We start from the raw sequence: 17,357 nt of genomic DNA on the forward strand, positions 1-17,357 counted from the left end.
GAAACGTTATGGACATGGCAATCCCTTTTCACGATCAGCACGTCGAGCGGCCTCCGTTCGAACTGCAAGCTCATCGCGGCTACAACCGCATCTTCCGGCGCGATGCGCTCACGGTCGGCCTGATCCTGCCGCTCGAAACACATCCCGCGTCGCCTCATCCGACCATGAACGACCATCTGCAGATGGCGAAGCGCGCCGAAGACGCGGGCGTCGCCGCGCTGTGGGCACGCGACATTCCGTTCTACGATCCGCAATACGGCGATTCCGGCCAGATCTTCGAGCCGCTGATCTACATCGGGCAACTCGCGGCGGCGACCGAGCGCATTACGCTGGGCACCACAGGCATCGTTCTGCCGATGCGTGAACCGCTGATGCTCGCCAAGCAGATCAATACGCTGGATCGTCTGACGCAAGGGCGCATCGTGATCGGCATGTCGTCCGGCGACCGGCCTTCCGAATATCCCGTGTTCGGCATCGACTTCGCGAGCCGCGGCGAGCGCTTCCGGGACGCGTACGCGGTCTATCGCAGCGCAAGCGAGGTGGATTTTCCGCGTTTCGAATCGCCGCGCTTCGGACGTTCGGACGGCTCGCTGACGATGCTGCCCAAGCCGCTGTTCGGCAGGGTCCCCACCCTTGCCGTCGGGCGTTCGCAACAGACGCTCGACTGGATCGCCACCCATATGGACGGATACCTCGGCTTCGTGCCTGAGCCCGGCGATCTGCCGGCGTTCGTCGGCGAATGGCGGGAGACGAACCGTCGAGCCAATCCGGATGCATCGGACGACGATCGCGCGAGGCCGCTCGCATTCGGCGGTTTCCTCTACCTTCATCCGCGCCGGGACTTTCCGTTCAAGCGCATCAGAGGCGGCTTCGCGATCGGCAGCCGCGCGCTGCGCGGTTTTCTCGATGAGGCGCGCGAGCTCGGCGTATCGCACGTCGCGCTGAATCCGCGCGTGACGCCGCGCAACTACAGGCAGATCCTCGATGAGCTTCATCGCGATGTGCTGCCGTACTTTCCGCCCAACGACTAGCCGTTCGATCCGACCGTCTGTCGTGTTTCGACAAAGCCGGCGCCCGACTGCGGGTGCCGGCTTTTTGCCGTTGGGCGCCGCACGTCGCACGAGCCACGCCTGTGCCGCAAGCGCATTTGTTCCCGCCGCTCACAACTGTTTGTCTACTGTGGGTGTACGCAATCGGGTCGAGGAAGCCTAGATTGACGACCTAACGGCGCTGTCGATCCCGACACAAAGCCGATCAACTCGATACAAGGTCAATCATGAGCAATTCGCAGAAAGTCGTTATCGTCACGGGCGCATCGCAAGGCATCGGCGCGGAACTGGTCAAGGGTTTCCGTCAGCGCGACTATCGCGTCGTCGCTGTCGCGCGGTCCATCAAGCCTTCCGACGATCCGAACGTCGTTTCGATCGCCGGCGACATCGGCGATCGCGCCGTGGCCCAGCGCGCCGTGTCCGAAGCCGTCGCGCGCTTCGGGCGCGTCGACACGCTGGTCAACAACGCTGGCATCTTCATCGCCAAGCCTTTCACGCAGTACACGGCTGAAGACTATGCGGCCGTTCTGAACGTGAACCTGAACGGCTTTTTCCATATCACGCAGCTCGCCATCGCCGAGATGGAGAAAAACAAGAGCGGCCACGTCGTCCAGATCACGACGAGCCGCGTGGACCACGCGATTTCAGGCGTGCCGTCGGTTCTCGCGTCGCTGACCAAGGGCGGGCTGAATGCCGCGACAAAGTCGCTCGCGATCGAATACGCGAAGACGGGCATCCGCGCGAACGCTGTTTCGCCGGGCATCATCAAGTCGCCGATGCACGCGCCGCAAACCCATGAAGCGCTGGGCGCGCTGCATCCCGTCGGCCATATGGGCGAGATGCGCGATATCGTCGACGCCGTGCTGTACCTCGACGCCGCGGCGTTCGTGACGGGCGAGATTCTGCACGTGGACGGCGGCCAGAGCGCAGGCCACTAAGCATGACGCGGCGCCGGCAACGGCGCCTCATACGCACGACATCACGGAGATTCCCATGCCCATCGTCACGATTCAGGTTACCCGCGAAGGAAACAAGCCCGGCACGAGCGCAGTGACGCCGGAAGAAAAGGCTCAACTCATCAAGGGCGCAAGCGAGCTGCTGCTCAATGTGCTGAACAAGCCTCTGGAAGCGACGTTCGTCGTCATCCAGGAAGTCGAGACCGAGAACTGGGGATGGGGCGGTTTGCCTGTCGAAGCGTATCGGCGGCAGAAGGCAAAGAAGTCGGACTGAGCGCTATCGCGCGATGAAGCAGCACGATACGGTTCACGGCGCGGAGAATCTCGCGGATTCTCCGCGCTTTGCCGTTGTGCGCGCTTGCGGCTTTGAAATCAAGGCTCTCGATGAGCCCTGATACGCCGCCATTCGAGAACACCGCTTATCGGCTCTTCTCTGCGTCCCGGCGCGATGTCGATGCGTGCGCCTGCCTGGATGTATCCCGGCTGCACGACACTGAGATAGACACCCGCGTATCCGCTGAGATACATGTGCTTGACGGCCCTTCTGTAGCCCATGACGGCATTCAGCTTGAAACAGGGATTGCGGGGCGCCTCGACGCGCAGCCTGACCTGATCGATAACCAGCGTATCGCCGATCCACAGGTCCGCTTCGAAAATGCCCTGCGTGGTGAGGTTCTCGCCGAACGCGCCGAATTGCAGCGGCCTGTCCGCGTCCGGCACGCCGGCTTCGATGCGCCGTTGCCGCCACCACCTGTAGTGTTCGAACGGATACAGATAGACGGCCTTGTCGAGTCCGCCATGAACGCTCAAATCCGCCTGTTCGTCGCCGGCTAGACCCAGCTTCTTCACCTCGACGACGGCGCCCTCGCTCGCGGTGCTGACAGAGCGCTTGCGAATGGCCGACTCGACGACGAGGCCACCCGAAGCCTTGCCGATTTCCAGCGGCCTGACGCAACCGATGTTGATCGACAGCAACGTGGCGTCCGCCGTACGCGCCGCGCCGCCATTGACTGCATAAGCGTTCTGATCTTCCATCGGACGCCCGTCCGTTCCTTCTTCCATGTGCATTCGTCTGCTGTGCGCGCTCGCTGTCCGTGCTTGCTGTCCGTGCGACACAACAGGTCTGATCGGCCATGCGCAACGACGACGCAGCCATTGGCGCCGCCGCCAATGGCTTGCATCGTCATCGACGGCTTCGATACGTCAGGACGCGAACTGCTGCAAACGGCGAATGGCGACGCCCAGTTCGGCGTCGAGTTGCGCGACCAGTTCGGCCGCGGGCAGCGAACGCGCCAGCGCCGCCGCCTGGCCTGCCCATTGCGCGCCAAAGCCGAATTCTCCCTTCGCTTTGGCCGCCGCGTGCAGCGCTTTGCCGGCGTCGTATGCGACGGGATAGGCGGGTGTCGCCGGACGATCCGCGCTCCGGCCGAGTTCCGTAAATCTGTTCACCATGCTGCGTGCCGGACGGCCCGAAATCGCCGAGGTCAACGTCGTGTGGTAAGCAGGATCGCCGAGAATGGCGCGGCGATAGCCATCGTCGATCGACGTTTCAGGGCACGCGACGAACGCGGTGCCGAGTTGCGCGGCCTGCGCGCCGAGCGCGAGCGCGGCTGCGATGCCTGCGCCGTCCATGATGCCGCCCGCCGCGATCAAAGGCAGATCGAACTTCTCCGCGAACAGACGCGTGAGGGCGAACGTGCCGACGCCTTCGTCGAACGCTTCGGGATCGAACATGCCGCGATGGCCGCCCGCTTCGATACCTTGTGCAACCAGCGCATCGACGCCCGCATCGACGACGGCCTTCGCCTCGTCCAGATTGGTCGCCGAGGCCAGCAGCTTGATCCCGGCGCCCTTCAGCGCGTTGATGACCTCGTTCGAAGGCAAGCCGAAATGAAAGCTCACAATAGCCGGCTTCTCTTCCAGAAACACGTCGAGCATCGCGCCGTCTTCGACGAAGCTCGTGTAGATCTCGTTGAGCTTTTCCGCAGGGCTCGCGCCGTACTGCGCAAATTGCGGAGCGAGCCACTTCAACCATTGGCTTTCGACTTTCGCATCCGCGACTGCAGGGGTATGGCAGAAAACGTTGATGTTGAACGGAGCGCCCGTCAATGCGCGCGTGTCCCTGATCGTCTTGCGCGCCGCCTCGGCGTTCATCGCGCCCACGCCAAGCGAGCCGAGGCCGCCCGCGTTCGATACGGCCGCCGCAAGCGCCGGCGTGCTGACACCCGCCATCGGCGCCTGAATGATCGGCTTGCTGATGCCGAGCAGGCTCAACAGCCGCCTGCCTTCTGAAGGATTGCTCATGTCGTGTCCTCGTCAAATCGGTTAGACCATGCCGGCGATCGAGGCGATCGCATAGGTGCACGTTCAACGCCTGTTCCGCACCGCACCTCTCGCACGGTATCTATACGACAGATCATGTTTTTCAGCGAACGATGGGTCAAGCCTGACGCAGGCAATACACTCTTGAGCGTCCGGAACAGATCGCACGCGTTCGACGGCGCAACCCGCACCGTCGATATTGCCCATCGCGCCACAATGACAGGCACTCATTCCGCACGGGAAACATCAGTGCGTCGATGCTGGACGCGACCCGCCAGATTACGCCGCCAACGATTTGAGCGCCTGCGTGATCTGCGCAGCCTTGGCATAGCCGGAGCTCAGCTGCCCGATCTTCCCATCGACTTCGACGAACAGCGTCGGAAATCCTCGCACGCCCAGACGGCGGGTGAGTGCGAAGTCTTGCTGCGCGGCATCGATTGCGGCGTCCGAAGCCCAGGCTTCGAAGAACGCATCAGCGTTGCTGTCGTAACCTTGCGCCGCCAAAGCCCGCGCGCCGATCTCAGCGAGCACCTTGCCATCCGTCGTATCGAGCCCGTCGACGTAGAACGCGCGCTGGAATGCGCGAAACACCTTTGGCAGATCGCTGTCAGGCGCGATCATCCGTGCCGTCACGACAGCGCGGCAAACAGGCTCCGTGTCGTAGACGAAGTTCTCGCGCGCCATCAGCGCCTCGCGGTTGAACTGCGCGCCGCTCATCTGCTCGACGCGAGCCCAATGCGTGAGCCTGAACTGCTTGGCTGCATCGTCGAGTATCTGGGTCGACCCGGCCGCCATGCCGCCCACGACGACCTGCACTTCGAGATCCGGCATGCTCGCGGCAATCGCGCTCATTTCCTTGCCGAAGCCGTAGCACCACGAGCACATCGGATCGCCGACAAATATCAGTTTCATACGCTGTTCCACCTTCAAGTAGCTGGGCGCGCGGCCTTGCTGCACGCGCGAATCTTCAATGCGTCGCGCGGCGCAAGTCGCCTTGCTCGAGCCGCTGACTGAGCGCCGACTATAGAGGTGAGGCGTGAGGCAATGAACAGCGTGTGCCGCAAATCACTCTTTACACCGTGTAAGTGCGTATGAGCTACTCAGGTTGTAGAACAACCTGCGCGGCGACAACAGCGCGCGGATTCAGAAAAACGAAATGTCGTAGCCGAAACGGGACGCAGCGCTGACGATATGCTGCCCCATCAATTCGCGCGCCGCGGCGGCATTCTTGTCGATGAACGCCTGAATGAGCGTCTCGTGTTCTGCGCGCGCGGCGTTGGGGATATTGCCGAACATCGGACCTTGCCGCGCGAAGTTCGCCGCGATCAGCGGGCGCATGGGTTCGAGCACCGTGCGAATCATCGTCGCGAGATAGTCGTTGCCGGCAGCGGCCGCCACGGCGCGATGGAAGTCCAGATCCGCGTTGACGGTGTCCGCGGTCGGGGCGCCTTCGTAGCGCATCCGCTCGACGGCGTCCTGGATCGGCTTGAGCCTGCGCGCCGTCATGTGCGCCGCTGCGAGCGCGGCGGCCTGGCTTTCGAGGGCAGCGCGCACCTCGAACATGTTGCGGATCGTGTTGTCCCCTTCGAGCAACTGCGGGCTCACGGTTTGCAGCGGCTCCGACGGCTGGCGCGCCGCCGCGACGAATGCGCCGATCCCCTGGCGCGACTCGATCAGCCCTTGCGCGCGAAGGCTCGCAATCGCCTCTCGAACGACATTCCGGCTGACCCCGAAATTCTCCGACAGGAAATGTTCGGTAGGCAGACGATCGCCGGGCTTGAGCCTCCCGGACGCAATCTCTTCGCTCAGCGAACGTGTGATGTGTTCCGCGAGATGGGGCCGCCGTTCAACTGGCCGCACGTTCAGTTCGCTCATGGTCGCCTCTGCCTATTCCTTGTCTTCTTATTCTACATCCGGATCGGCTGGTGGCTCCCATCATTCGTGCCGCTTTCGGGCCATCAGCGCCCGTTCAAGCGCGTGTTGGCCACGTCTGTCGCACCGGGCGCTCAGCTGTATTTCGAAAAAAGTACAAGTTGTTCACTTGCAGTACAACCGGATGTCTCATACCATGCGAAGCACACAGGCGGCTTTCGATCGCCTGCTTCGCAATCCGACTGAGGTACATCCAGATGAAAATCGCCAGCATCGAGACCATCCCACTGCGTGTCCCGTTCACGACGGGAGGACAGTCGGCGGGTGGCGTGTGGGGTCCCAAGGACCTGCAGGTAGTCGACTCGCTCGTCGTCAAGGTGACGACTGACGACGGCACGGTCGGATGGGGTGAAACCTTCGGCTTTACGGCGATTCCCGCCGTCAAGCTCGTCATCGACAAGATCCTGGCGCCGGAGTTGATCGGCCGCGACGTCGCGCTGCGCGAGAAGTCGATGCTCGATCTGCAGAAGAAATTCCACGTCTTCGGCCGCAGCGGCGCGTTCATCTACGGTCTGTCGGCGATCGATATCGCGTTGTGGGACATCGCCGGCAAGGCGGCGAACCAACCGATCCATCAACTGCTCGGCGGAAGCGACGCCACATCGCTGGCGTGCTACGCGAGCCTGATCCGCTACGCGGACCCCGAACTGGTCCGGGTCAACGTGCAGCGCGCGGTAAGCAGCGGCTATCGGCATCTGAAACTGCACGAAGTCGATGTGGAGACCGTCCGCTCCGCGCGTGAGGCGGCGGGCCCCGACATCGAAATCACACTCGACGTGAACTGCCCATGGACGGTCCGCGAAGCGCTCGATATGACCGAGAAGCTTCGCCCGTTCAATCTGCGATGGATCGAAGAACCCGTGTGGCCGCCGGAAAACCATGCGGGTCTCGCGGCCGTGAGAAAGCAAGGTGGCATTCCCGTCGCAGCAGGCGAAAACGCTTCGACGCTGATGGACTTTCAACACATGCTCGAAGCCGGCTCCGTCGATTTCATTCAGCCCAGCCCCGCGAAGATGGGCGGCATCACCGAACTGCAAAAGGTGTTTGCACTTGCAAACGCCCATAACGTCACCGTCATGGTCCACACGTTCTACGACGGCCCCGGCCTGCTGGCGAGCGTCCACGCAAGCGCGGCGCTCGGCGGCCCCAAGGCGCTGGTCGAATGGCGCTATTTCGATCTCGAAGCGCAGCTGTATGGCGACGCCATCATCCCGCGCAACGGCCGCATCGACGTGCCGCAAGGCCCCGGGCTCGGCATCGAGCCGAACGCCGACGTGATCCGCGACTATCGCATCGATCTTTAACCGCGCTTCGAGCGGCGAAGGAAAGCCGCTCGCGGCAATTGCATAACAAAACCAGGAGTCAGGAGATGTTGGACAGGATCGTTGGTCCCCTTTTACCCGTTGCTTTCGTGATCGTGCTCGGCTACATAGCGGGCAAGCGCGGACGTCTCAATCACTCGGACAGCCTGCTGATCAGCCGGCTCGTGCTCGGCTGGATCTTTCCGGCGCTGCTGCTGGTCGGCATGGCGAGCACGCCGCGCGCGCAGTTGTTCGATATCAAGCTGATCGTCGCGACGTTCATCGGCATCATGGGCATGTATGCAGCCGCGCTGCTGATCGGCTGGTGGCGGCATCGCGAGCTCAAGGCGGCGACGCTCAAGGGTTTTGTCTGCGGCTATCCGGATGCGGCGTTCATGGGCATTCCGATCCTGCAGGCGATGTTCGGCGCAGGCAGCATTTACTCGGTGTTGATCCTGAATCTGATCGCAAGCCTGTTGATGATTCCGCTGACGACCATGTTGCTGACGGTCGCGAGCGGCAAAGGCAGCGGCGTTCAGGCGTTCGTGGCGAGCGTCAGGAGCGCGGTGCGCCGTCCGTTGATGTGGGCGCCCGCGCTGGGCATCGTCTGCTCGCTGCTTCAGATCAAGTTTCCGCCTGTGCTCGCAGAGGCATTCAATCTGCTCGGCAAGGCAACGCCCGGCGTGTCGCTGCTGTGCCTCGGCTTGATTATGTCGTCGGTGAAGCTGAAGCTGTCGAGCGAAGTATGGGCCAACCTCGGGCTCAAGCTGTTCATCCACCCGGCGTTGATGTTCGCAGCGACCGTGATGCTGGGTGTTCACGGGCTTTACGCTCAACAGATGATCCTGCTCTGCGCGCTGCCGTCAGCGACCATTCCCGCGATGTTCGCGAACGAGGCGGGTGCGTATCAGAGCGAAGCCGCGACTTCGATTCTCGTCAGTACCGTGCTGTCGATCATCACGTTTTCCGCGGCGATCTATCTCGTCGATGGCGGCCTTGCGGCCGCGTAACAGGCAAACGGGGACGCGTTGTTCCACGCGTCCCCGCTTTGCTTTGAGCATCATGCAGGCAGCGGCTCGCTGCTGAATGCAGCCAGCTCCCGAATGAGGCTCGATGCCGCGAGCCTCACGAGCTCGCCGCCTTTCTCCGGCGATGCCTGGTTCGGGTCCGAGCCCATCCGTCCGTCGGGATAGCGGGCGCGGAAATCGAGCGCCTCGCGGATGGGGCCGGACGGTGCGATTTTCGGCGAGTAGTCGGCGGATTTGATTCTGTCGGGGAATGCCCACTGCGTAATCGCGATTTCCGAGGGCGTGGCGTGAACGCCGTGGCCTTCGGGAAACTGCTTGCGCGCAAGTTCGCCGACGCCTTCCAGATCCCACCAGTTGCACAGCTTCATTGCAAAGCCGGCGCGGCGCTTCGCGAAGCTCGCCTCGACATATACCTCGGAGAAGGCGGCCTCGATCGATGCGATGTTTCCGCCATGTCCGTTCAGGAACAGGATCTTCTCGAAGCCATGCGCCGCGAGCGAGCGGACCCAGTCGCCGATGGCGGCCATGAAGGTGGAAGGCCGCAGCGAAATGGTGCCGGCAAAGCCCAGATGATGCTGCGCCATGCCGATATTGAACGTCGGCGCGATCAGGATATCGGCCGACTTCTCGGCTTCGCGCGCGATGATTTCGGGGCACAGCCAGTCGGTGCCGAGCAGGCCCGTCGGGCCGTGCTGTTCGTTCGAGCCGATCGGCACGACGATCGCACGGCTACGCTTCAGGTATTGCTCGATTTCTGCCCATGTCGATAGATGTAAAAGCATTTGAACTCCTGGTTCCTGGTTTCCAAGCCGATGCCGCCAAGCCTACAGATAATCGACGCCGCGACCAACAGCAACGAGGTTCACGGCGCGTTGTCTCCAGGGCAACGGCTGAGAGCCGCGCCCAGGACACGGTTGCGGGCAGACGCAATTATTGCCCGCCGCGCGCAGCTTCGCCGGATTGATTCCGGAGCGGAAAACACGGTCGACGCACGCCTTCACACGGCGTTTCCGCCGATATATATCGCACGCGATTGTATCGCACAGGATTGACACGGCCGGCACTATGCGTATGATTCGGCTAGCGCGCTTTAATCGCATGCGATTTATATCGCGATCATTCCGCCGCAGCGGTTATGAACGCTGCGCAGACCGCGCGGCAAACACAGACCCCGGATACGCCCGCATTCACGATAGACATGGAGATTGACAATGACGATCACCCACACCGACGCACAGAACAATACGCTGCCCGTCAAGCGCCTTCGCGTCGATTCCTACACGAACGGCATTCTCGGCCCGAGCCAACCGATGCTCGGCCCGCTCGCCGATGGCGGCACGCTGATCGCGGGCACGCCGCCGGGCTGTTGGGGGCCGATGATCACGCCCGCGTTTCAGGGTGGCCATGAGGTCACGCAGCCCGTCGCCATCGAAGGCGCGCAAGTCGGCGACGCCGTCGCGCTGAAAATCCAGCGCATGCGCGTCACGTCGCACGCGACGTCCTCCGGCGTGATGAAGTTCGTCGAGGGCCGGTATCACGGCGATCCGTTCGTCGCCAAGTTCTGCGCGTCCTGCGGCGCCGAGCACCCCGCCAGCCATGTCGAAGGCATCGGCCCCGAGGCCATTCGCTGCGATCATTGCGGCGCCGAAGTCAGCGCGTTTCAGTTCAGGCACGGCTATGTCATCGTGCTCGATCAGGAAAACGGCGTGAGCCTCACCGTGAACCAGGAAGTCGGCAACCGCCTCGCGGGCAAAGCGTCGGCGATGTCCGCGCTGCCGGAGCTGGCGGCGCAGCATTCGATCCTGTCGATGGCGCGCGCCGACATGCCCGGCGTCGGCGCGCACATGAGGCCCTTCCTCGGCAACATCGGCACCACGCCGTCGCGCGATCTGCCCGACTCACACAACTGCGCCGACTTCGGCCGGTATCTCGTCGGCGCGCCGCACCGCTTCAGCATGACCACGGAAGAATTGCACGCCGCGAAGACGGACGGGCACATGGACACGAATTCCGTGCGCGAAGGCTGCATCGTCATTTGCCCCGTCAAGGTTCCAGGCGCGGGCGTCTACCTCGGCGACATGCACGCGCAGCAGGGCAACGGCGAGATCGCCGGTCATGCAACCGATGTCTCCGGCGAAACCGAGCTCACCGTCGAGGTCATCAGGAACCTGACGCTCGAAGGGCCGATCCTGCTGCAGAACCTCGACGATCTGCCGCCGATGGCCCGCCCGATGAGCGCCGTGCAGCGGCAGAAAGTGGCCGAGCTCGGCGCGCGATGGGGCCAGCACGAGATCGAGCGGAATGGACCGGTGACGTTCATCGGCAGCGGCATCAATCTCAACGAGGCCACGGAGAACGGTCTGCGCCGCGCCGCCGCCGTGACGGGCCTGCGTTATGAAGAGGTGCTCAATCGCGCGACGATCGCCGGCTCGATCGAGATCAGCCGGCTGCCCGGCACCGTGCGCGTGACCTTGCTCGTTCCGATGGACATTCTCGACAGGATCGGCATCGGCCATCTGGTCCGCGAGAAATACCAGTTGGCGTGACGAACGCGCTGGCGATTGCCTGTCGAAGCTGAGCGGCGTGCGCTGCGCGCGCGTCGCTCGGGCGCAGAACGCGCGACAGACCTGATATGCTGTCCGCACCCGCCGCGCGGCCATTGCGCCGCGCCACATTTTGCGTTTTGCGGCAGCGCGTGCCCGTGCATCAGGCAACGCGCCCGGCACGGGCCGATGATGGACAAGCCATGCAGCGTCAATTCGAAGACCTACTCCTCGGCAGCATCGAACTATTCTGCCTCGCGGCCGAACTGGAAAGCTTCACGGACGCGGCGACGGCCGCCGGCGTGACGCCCGCAGCCGTGAGCCGTTCCGTCGCGCGCCTCGAAGCTCGCCTTGGCGTGAGGCTCTTCGTGCGCACGACGCGTCAAATCAGACTGACGGACGCGGGACGCCGCTACTTCGAGCAGTGCCGTCAGGCGCTCGCCCAACTCGCCGATGCCGAGCGCGAAGTGACCGGGCAGCAGAGCACGCCCACGGGCGTGCTGCGCATCAGCATGCCGACACCGTACAGCCACTATCGCGTGCTGCCGTTGCTCGCCGAATTTCGCAAGCTCTATCCTGGTGTCACCATCGAAACGCATCTGAGCAACCGCAATATCGATTTCGCCGACGAAGGCTTCGACCTCGCCATTCGCGGCCGCGCGCCCGACGACTCGGGCCTGATCGCGCGCAAGCTCGAAGATGCCGAACTGGTCGTGGTCGGGTCGCCTGCTTATCTGGAATCGGCCGGCAAGCTGGAGACGCCCGACGATCTGGCCCATCACGAGTGCATTCAGTACGCGCTGCCGAGCACGGGCCGCTACCTCCCGTGGCTGTTCCGGCTCGAAGGCGACGACGTCGAAATGACGACGCAAGGCGGGTGCAGCACGTCGGGCGATGCACTCGCGGGCGCCACGCTTGCGCATCACGACTCGGGGCTTTTCCAGACCTATCGCTTCGTCGTCGAAAAAGACCTGCAAGACGGGACGCTGCGCGAAGTGCTCACGCCGTACGGCGGGTGCACACGGCCGTTCGTGTTGCTCTACCCGCACGCTCGCCATCTGTCGTCGCGCGTGCGCTGTTTCGTGGACTTCCTGATGGAAAAGCTCAGAGTGTGAAGCCTTCGACGCGCCGCCGGGCGCTGACGACTGGTCACGCCTCTAAAAAGCGTCGCGGCTTGCGCGCGGCGCGTCCCCGCTGTTGAACCGTTGAGCCATTCTCCTTCACGATTTATGCTGCCGAACGTCGATTCGATTGTCGCCCGTCTGCGCCTCAAACAACTGCGCCTTCTGATCGCGCTGGACGAACACGGATCGCTTCACCGCGCCGCCGACGAGATGGCGCTCACGCAGCCCGGCGCGACCAAGGCGCTGCGCGAGATCGAAGCGACGTTCGGCGCGACGCTCTTCATGCGCTCGCCGCAAGGCATCCAGCCGAACGAGCTCGGGCGCTGCGTGGTCCGCTACGCGCGACTGATTCATATGGACGTCGCGCATCTGCGCGAAGAAATGGCGGGCATCCTGCAAGGCTCGGGTGGACGGCTCGCGGTCGGCGCGATCACGGGCGCGGTGTCCGGCGTGCTGGTGGACGCGTTGACGCGTCTGCGCAAGCGCCAGCCTACGTTGACCGTCGAAGTCGTCGAAGACACCAGCGCGCGCCTGCTCGCGCTGCTCGACCAGGGACGGCTCGACGTGGCCATCTGCCGCACGACCGTCGCGCGTCAACCCGATCACTACGACTATGTCGAACTGCGCGACGAGCCGGCTGCGATCGTCGCGAGCCCCAGGCATGCACTCGCGGGTGCGAAGCAGGTGAAGCTCGCGGATCTCGCGTCGAGCCGCTGGATCGTGTACCCGGGGATCATGCCGCTGCGCGGCCTGTTCGAGCGCGAGTTCAAGGAAGCGGGGCTGCCCGTGCCGCCTCATCCCATCGAGACAGCATCGACGATGACGACCGTGCTGATGCTCCAGCGCGATCCGACGCTCGTTTCCCTGATGCCACGCGACATGGCGCTCCTGCTCGCCGATCACGATCTCGCGAGGCCGCTGGCGATCGAAGTGCGTTCACGCACGGAGCCGTACGGCATCGTGACGCGGCGCGGCGCCGCGCTGTCGCCCGCCACGCGGCTGATGATCGAAGAGCTCACCTGATGGCTCACCTGGCCGCGCGTCGGCGTTCAGCGATAGGTCATGCCGTGCCATATCGCGCCGCAACGCACGCGGCGCCAAAAACGGAACTCATGCGCTTTCGGCCTCGCCGTTGAACGCCCAGCCGAACGCCTGGATTTCGGACTTGTGCAGGGTAGCCAGCCTGAGCAAAAGCCGCTCGCCTTTCGGCGTCAGATGCACTTCAACCTGCCGGCGGTCGCTGCGGCTCGCCCTGCGCACGACGAGCCCCGCCGACTCGCAGCGCGACACGAGCGCCGCCGTGCCGTGAGGCGCCGCCTGCAAACGTTCGGCGAGTTCGCCGACCGTCGCCCACGCGCGGCCCGCGATGCCTTGCACATGCAGCATCAGTTGATACTGCAACGGCGTGACGCCTGCCGTGTGCGTGACCTCTTCGGAAAACCGCAGGAAGCGGCGCAACTGGTACCGGAACTCGGACATCGCCTCCAGATCCTGCTTGGTCGGGGCTTGGACCGCAGCGGTGGGACGTGCTGCCATGGGGAGACTCCTGATGTCGGGTGGTTTGCAAATAGGTCATCGCGTGACTAATATCGACTTACAGCGGCGGATCGGCGCATCGTGCGCAGACGGCACGCCGGCATCAGACTCACGCGGTCCCGTCGCAAATGAAATCTTACGTCGTTCTGCTAGCAGCGTGGATGGCCGCGTTCAGCGCAGCCGGCGTGTATTCGGCCCGCGCGAACGGCCCCGCAGGCAGCGGGATCATCATCGCACTCGCCAGCACGCCTTCCGACTTCGATTCGGCTCTCACGCAGCCGGAGCGTCGCGACCGGCATCGGGCGTCGACGCCGTCGCCCGCCATCATCCACGGTCCGTCCTATCTTTCGGCGTTGCGCGAGTACGACGTGCGTTTGCTGATTCACCCGTTCTCGTATGGTCCGTCGTCGTCGGGATTCAAGCTGAACGAGCACGGCGAGTAGCCCGCGCCATCAATGCACGACAGCGGTTCGGCCTTCGTATTGCTGCATCGATACGCCGACGACGTGCTCGCGCCAGATGCCGCACTTCGCGACCACGGGGATCCACGACTGCTTGCTGCGAACCCGCGCGAACGCGCGCATCGTCACCGTCGATTCGACCTGCTGCGGACCCTTGTTGCCCGAGAAGAGGCCGTCGTTTTCGTCGACCTTCGCCTTCAGCGCGCGACGGTCCGGCGCGAGAAACATGTCATAGCGTGACGTAGTCCGGATCCAGTTGTCGAGTTCGGCAATGCAATTGATGACGGCCGGGCGCACATGCAGACGCGCGAGGTACGCATAGTCGTCGGGAACATCGGCTTGCGACTGCGAAAACGCGCTCGAGCAGAACCAGACGAGACAAAAGAGGCCGAATGCAGCAGTGAAGTGTTTCATTGCGGAGTGACGCCTTGGGTGCGAATGTGTTGCAAACGTTCAAGGCGCGAAAGTATACCCGCTCCGCCGGGCGTGACTCGCTGTTCGCTTTGGCTTTGCGCCGCGATCAGAATTCGACCAGTGCAAAGTCTTGCTTGCCGACGTCGCAAAGCGGACAGCGCCAGTCTTCCGGCACGTCGGCCCAGCGCGTGCCGGGTGCAATGCCTTCTTCCGGCAAGCCGGCTGCCTCGTCGTAAATCCAGCCGCAAATCACGCACACCCACTGCTTGAAGTCATCGGCTGTTGAAGACGGCCGTGCCGCCGCCGCGTCGTTCGATGCCGGCTTCGTCGCGTGCCCGTCGTGATCGAGCGTCACGACGAGCGGCGTGCTCCGCTGATCCGCATGCGAGTCGAGATAGCGCTGCAGCGCCTGATGCAGCGCGGCCGCCTCCGTCAGGTTCAGATCGATCCAGAAAGGATCGCCTGCCCCATCGTTGAGCCGATCGGGCGAGAACTGGATTTCGACAGCGGTGGCTTTCTTGTACATGTGAAATGAGGGGCGAAGTGCCGGAACGCCTAAAAGAAGTGACGCAGCAACGCACTGCACAGCACGGCGGCGATGCCTATCAGCGACAGCGTTTCGAGGAGCGTCAGCGAACGCCGGGAGTGGGTACGGTTGGGAGTCGACATGAAATGGAACGAAAAATTGACGGGCGACCGGGGGATTGCAAACGGTCAAAGAAAATCGCGAGCCCGGATTTTAAACGTTCATTCGGTCCGTAGCTTTCTTTTCGCTGTCGGCTTGCTCGAATCGGGGTGTGGCATCCGGAAGGGTTGACTTGCGTTTCGAGCGCGAATTATCGCTCGTGGGAAGGCCGTCATTACCTCTTTGCAGTGAATAGACTCTTTCTGCACGGGTGTTGCGGGTCGTCCGACGTTCGTGCCCGCGCTGCGCGCAGGGCGACGCCAGCGTCAGCGAGCGCTGCGCGAATGTTTGCAACACGAGCGAAACGAAACGAATCCGCGAGGCGACGCATCACCTCGCGTCGCCTCGCGTCGCGGAGAAGGCCGACAGCGCGGCAATTACTGATTCGCGGCACCTGGCGTCGCGCTGCTGCCGCACTTGCCGCTCTTCTGGCAATCGGCGTGCTGCGCGGCATCCTTCGGGTCGCCAGACGTGTTTCTCACGCGATCTTCGGCGCGATAGTAGTCTGCGTTCTGATCGATCTTCGCGAACGACGAGATCGGCGCGGCCAATCCAGCGAGGCCCGCAAGAGCAAGCACGCAAGCAAGGGTTTTCATTGTTCGACTCCTTGTTCGATCGTTGCGGCAGCAATCGACGGCACGCTCGTTTGCAAACGACGACGCGCGCAACTCATTCATCAGTCGTTTGCATGAAGACGACGCTCGCGCCCTCTACCAGCATAGCCGCTCGATCGCCATCGCGTTAGCGAGGCCTGAGCGGGACCATGCGGCAGACCGCGGCCCGCGCCACGCAGGCATTCGATTACAGCGCCGCGCCCTTGCCCGACGGCGTCAGGACCTGCACGAGACCGTCCGTATCCTTGACGATCAACGCCATCACCAGTTCGACGCCCCACGCCGGACGACGGCCATCCACGCGTCCATCGATCCTTTCCAGCAATGGGGCAAGCGCCTCGCGCGCCTGCCGCAGCTTGCGCGCATTCACGGGCAGCGCGCCCGCGCCGTCGGCGAGCAACGACAGCGCGCGCGGTAACGCCGACCACGCTTCATCGACATGCGCGTCGCTGTTGCCCAGGCGCTCATGCGCAAGCGCCTGGCCGAACACCAGCACGTCGCGATGCAAGCGGCTCAGAAACGGCGGCATCTTGTCGATCGCATCGGAGCTGCCACGCAGGATCGGCACGAACACATGCTCGCGCCCGGCCTCCTGCAATGCTTCCGCAAGCGCCGCCTGCGCGTCGATGCTGCGTTGCTCGAGACGCGTGAGCGCGGCATCGTCCTGCTTTGCATCGAGCCTGAACTGGATCATCTGCGCGAGCGCATCGAGACATTCGCGCGCATTGCGGTGCGCGCCCTTCACCGCGCGGTTCGGCCACGTCACCGTGGCGATGAATGCGGCGGCTGCGCCGATCAGAATCTCGGCTACGCGATGCAATGGCCGCTCGAACGCCGATCCGCCGTCACCCGGCACGAGCACGACGATCACCAGCGTCACGCAGGCAAGCCGCAAGCCGGGCCGCGCGGCCGCGAGCGCCGCGAGCGGCAGCAGCGCTATCGAGAACACCGTGATCGGGTCCGCGCCGCGCTCGACGACCACGATGCACAAGCCGCCGACGATCGCGCCGATGCACGCGCCGATGATCTGGTCGCGCGCGGTTGTGATCGCCTGCGTGAGGCTCGGCTGCGTGACGACGATCAGTGTCGTGATGAGCGCCCAGTATCCTTCGGGCAAGGTCGCAAGACGCGCCGCGCCATAGCTGAGCACGCAGCCCGTCAGCGTGCGCGCGAGGCGCCGCGTTTCGGGCGCGGCAATCAGGTCTCTGAACCCCTTTCGTTGCTGGACAGTCATCCCGTGCTTCCATCAAAACGCATGCTCGATATGCGGTTCTCGACCGCGCATGTGCGTGGTTTCGATTTGTCGGGGAACTTAGCTTGCTGGCGCGACTCGTCTATGCGAACAGACTTCGTCCCAGGAACGACATGCCGATACCGCACACCCCAGCCTGC

Annotated in this window: 19 protein-coding genes; 9 read left to right on the forward strand and 10 right to left on the reverse strand. The window is 63.6% G+C overall.

From position 1 onward, the window contains the following. The first annotated feature begins 8 nt into the window (after positions 1 to 8). From J8I87_RS14450 to J8I87_RS14460, 3 genes are all read left to right on the forward strand, one after another. The gene (locus J8I87_RS14450; RefSeq protein ID WP_209932128.1) at positions 9 to 1,031 is read left to right on the forward strand and encodes a TIGR03571 family LLM class oxidoreductase; all 1,023 of its coding nucleotides are present in this window, start codon (positions 9 to 11) and stop codon (positions 1,029 to 1,031) included. Positions 1,032 to 1,276: 245 nt separating this feature from the next. Further along, complete coding sequence (locus J8I87_RS14455) at positions 1,277 to 1,987, forward strand: SDR family NAD(P)-dependent oxidoreductase (RefSeq protein ID WP_209932129.1); 711 nt, start codon at positions 1,277 to 1,279, stop codon at positions 1,985 to 1,987. Positions 1,988 to 2,042: 55 nt separating this feature from the next. After that, positions 2,043 to 2,279 carry a 4-oxalocrotonate tautomerase family protein gene (locus J8I87_RS14460; protein ID WP_209932130.1) on the forward strand — a complete coding sequence of 79 codons (237 nt, stop codon included), beginning with the start codon at positions 2,043 to 2,045 and terminating at the stop codon, positions 2,277 to 2,279. Positions 2,280 to 2,377: 98 nt separating this feature from the next. On the opposite strand, the gene J8I87_RS14465 is transcribed toward J8I87_RS14460, so the two are convergent. The 4 genes from J8I87_RS14465 to J8I87_RS14480 form a co-directional block, all read right to left on the reverse strand. Further along, complete coding sequence (locus J8I87_RS14465) at positions 2,378 to 3,040, reverse strand: MOSC domain-containing protein (protein WP_209932188.1); 663 nt, start codon at positions 3,038 to 3,040, stop codon at positions 2,378 to 2,380. 168 nt (positions 3,041 to 3,208) lie between these two features. Continuing rightward, positions 3,209 to 4,309, reverse strand: coding sequence for a nitronate monooxygenase family protein (locus tag J8I87_RS14470; protein ID WP_209932131.1), 1,101 nt, complete (start codon positions 4,307 to 4,309; stop codon positions 3,209 to 3,211). A gap of 297 nt (positions 4,310 to 4,606) precedes the next feature. Beyond that, positions 4,607 to 5,239 (reverse strand): DsbA family protein, encoded by a 633-nt coding sequence (locus J8I87_RS14475; RefSeq protein WP_209932132.1) that lies wholly within the window; start codon positions 5,237 to 5,239, stop codon positions 4,607 to 4,609. A gap of 231 nt (positions 5,240 to 5,470) precedes the next feature. Continuing rightward, positions 5,471 to 6,202: a FadR/GntR family transcriptional regulator gene (locus tag J8I87_RS14480; RefSeq protein ID WP_209932133.1), complete on the reverse strand. Its 732-nt coding sequence runs from the start codon at positions 6,200 to 6,202 to the stop codon at positions 5,471 to 5,473. Positions 6,203 to 6,456: 254 nt separating this feature from the next. Between J8I87_RS14480 and J8I87_RS14485 the strand changes: the two genes are divergently transcribed. Both J8I87_RS14485 and J8I87_RS14490 read left to right on the forward strand, forming a co-directional pair. Further along, positions 6,457 to 7,563: a mandelate racemase/muconate lactonizing enzyme family protein gene (locus J8I87_RS14485; RefSeq protein ID WP_209932134.1), complete on the forward strand. Its 1,107-nt coding sequence runs from the start codon at positions 6,457 to 6,459 to the stop codon at positions 7,561 to 7,563. A gap of 65 nt (positions 7,564 to 7,628) precedes the next feature. Then, positions 7,629 to 8,570 (forward strand): AEC family transporter, encoded by a 942-nt coding sequence (locus J8I87_RS14490; protein ID WP_209932135.1) that lies wholly within the window; start codon positions 7,629 to 7,631, stop codon positions 8,568 to 8,570. Between the two features lie 50 nt (positions 8,571 to 8,620). Here the strand turns inward: J8I87_RS14490 and J8I87_RS14495 are convergent, their stop codons facing one another. Next, positions 8,621 to 9,370 carry a creatininase family protein gene (locus J8I87_RS14495; RefSeq protein WP_209932136.1) on the reverse strand — a complete coding sequence of 250 codons (750 nt, stop codon included), beginning with the start codon at positions 9,368 to 9,370 and terminating at the stop codon, positions 8,621 to 8,623. 429 nt (positions 9,371 to 9,799) lie between these two features. Here J8I87_RS14495 and J8I87_RS14500 point away from each other — a divergent pair, with 429 nt between their 5' ends. From J8I87_RS14500 to J8I87_RS14510, 3 genes are all read left to right on the forward strand, one after another. Beyond that, a complete protein-coding gene (locus J8I87_RS14500; RefSeq protein WP_209932137.1) occupies positions 9,800 to 11,134 on the forward strand; it encodes an acetamidase/formamidase family protein in 1,335 nt (444 codons plus the stop codon). Between the two features lie 200 nt (positions 11,135 to 11,334). Beyond that, complete coding sequence (locus J8I87_RS14505) at positions 11,335 to 12,246, forward strand: LysR family transcriptional regulator (protein WP_209932138.1); 912 nt, start codon at positions 11,335 to 11,337, stop codon at positions 12,244 to 12,246. 114 nt (positions 12,247 to 12,360) lie between these two features. Then, entirely contained in the window at positions 12,361 to 13,278 is a 918-nt protein-coding gene (locus J8I87_RS14510; RefSeq protein ID WP_209932139.1) for a LysR family transcriptional regulator, read from the forward strand. Positions 13,279 to 13,365: 87 nt separating this feature from the next. Here J8I87_RS14510 and J8I87_RS14515 read toward each other — a convergent pair whose 3' ends face one another. Then, a complete protein-coding gene (locus tag J8I87_RS14515; RefSeq protein WP_209932140.1) occupies positions 13,366 to 13,791 on the reverse strand; it encodes a MarR family winged helix-turn-helix transcriptional regulator in 426 nt (141 codons plus the stop codon). A 128-nt stretch (positions 13,792 to 13,919) separates the two neighbouring features. On the opposite strand from J8I87_RS14515, the gene J8I87_RS14520 reads away from it, so the two are divergent. Beyond that, a complete protein-coding gene (locus J8I87_RS14520) occupies positions 13,920 to 14,234 on the forward strand; it encodes a hypothetical protein (protein WP_209932141.1) in 315 nt (104 codons plus the stop codon). A 9-nt stretch (positions 14,235 to 14,243) separates the two neighbouring features. Here J8I87_RS14520 and J8I87_RS14525 read toward each other — a convergent pair whose 3' ends face one another. The 4 genes from J8I87_RS14525 to J8I87_RS14540 all read right to left on the reverse strand — a co-directional run bounded on the left by J8I87_RS14525 (position 14,244) and on the right by J8I87_RS14540 (position 17,199). After that, entirely contained in the window at positions 14,244 to 14,666 is a 423-nt protein-coding gene (locus J8I87_RS14525; RefSeq protein ID WP_209932142.1) for a BspC domain-containing protein, read from the reverse strand. 106 nt (positions 14,667 to 14,772) lie between these two features. Then, positions 14,773 to 15,192 carry a rubredoxin gene (locus J8I87_RS14530; RefSeq protein WP_209932143.1) on the reverse strand — a complete coding sequence of 140 codons (420 nt, stop codon included), beginning with the start codon at positions 15,190 to 15,192 and terminating at the stop codon, positions 14,773 to 14,775. Between the two features lie 536 nt (positions 15,193 to 15,728). After that, a complete protein-coding gene (locus J8I87_RS14535) occupies positions 15,729 to 15,947 on the reverse strand; it encodes a hypothetical protein (protein ID WP_209932144.1) in 219 nt (72 codons plus the stop codon). A gap of 205 nt (positions 15,948 to 16,152) precedes the next feature. Next, a complete protein-coding gene (locus tag J8I87_RS14540; protein ID WP_209932145.1) occupies positions 16,153 to 17,199 on the reverse strand; it encodes an FUSC family protein in 1,047 nt (348 codons plus the stop codon). Positions 17,200 to 17,357: the final 158 nt, after the last annotated feature.

The organism is Paraburkholderia sp. LEh10 (assembly GCF_017814945.1).
GTDB lineage: Bacteria > Pseudomonadota > Gammaproteobacteria > Burkholderiales > Burkholderiaceae > Paraburkholderia.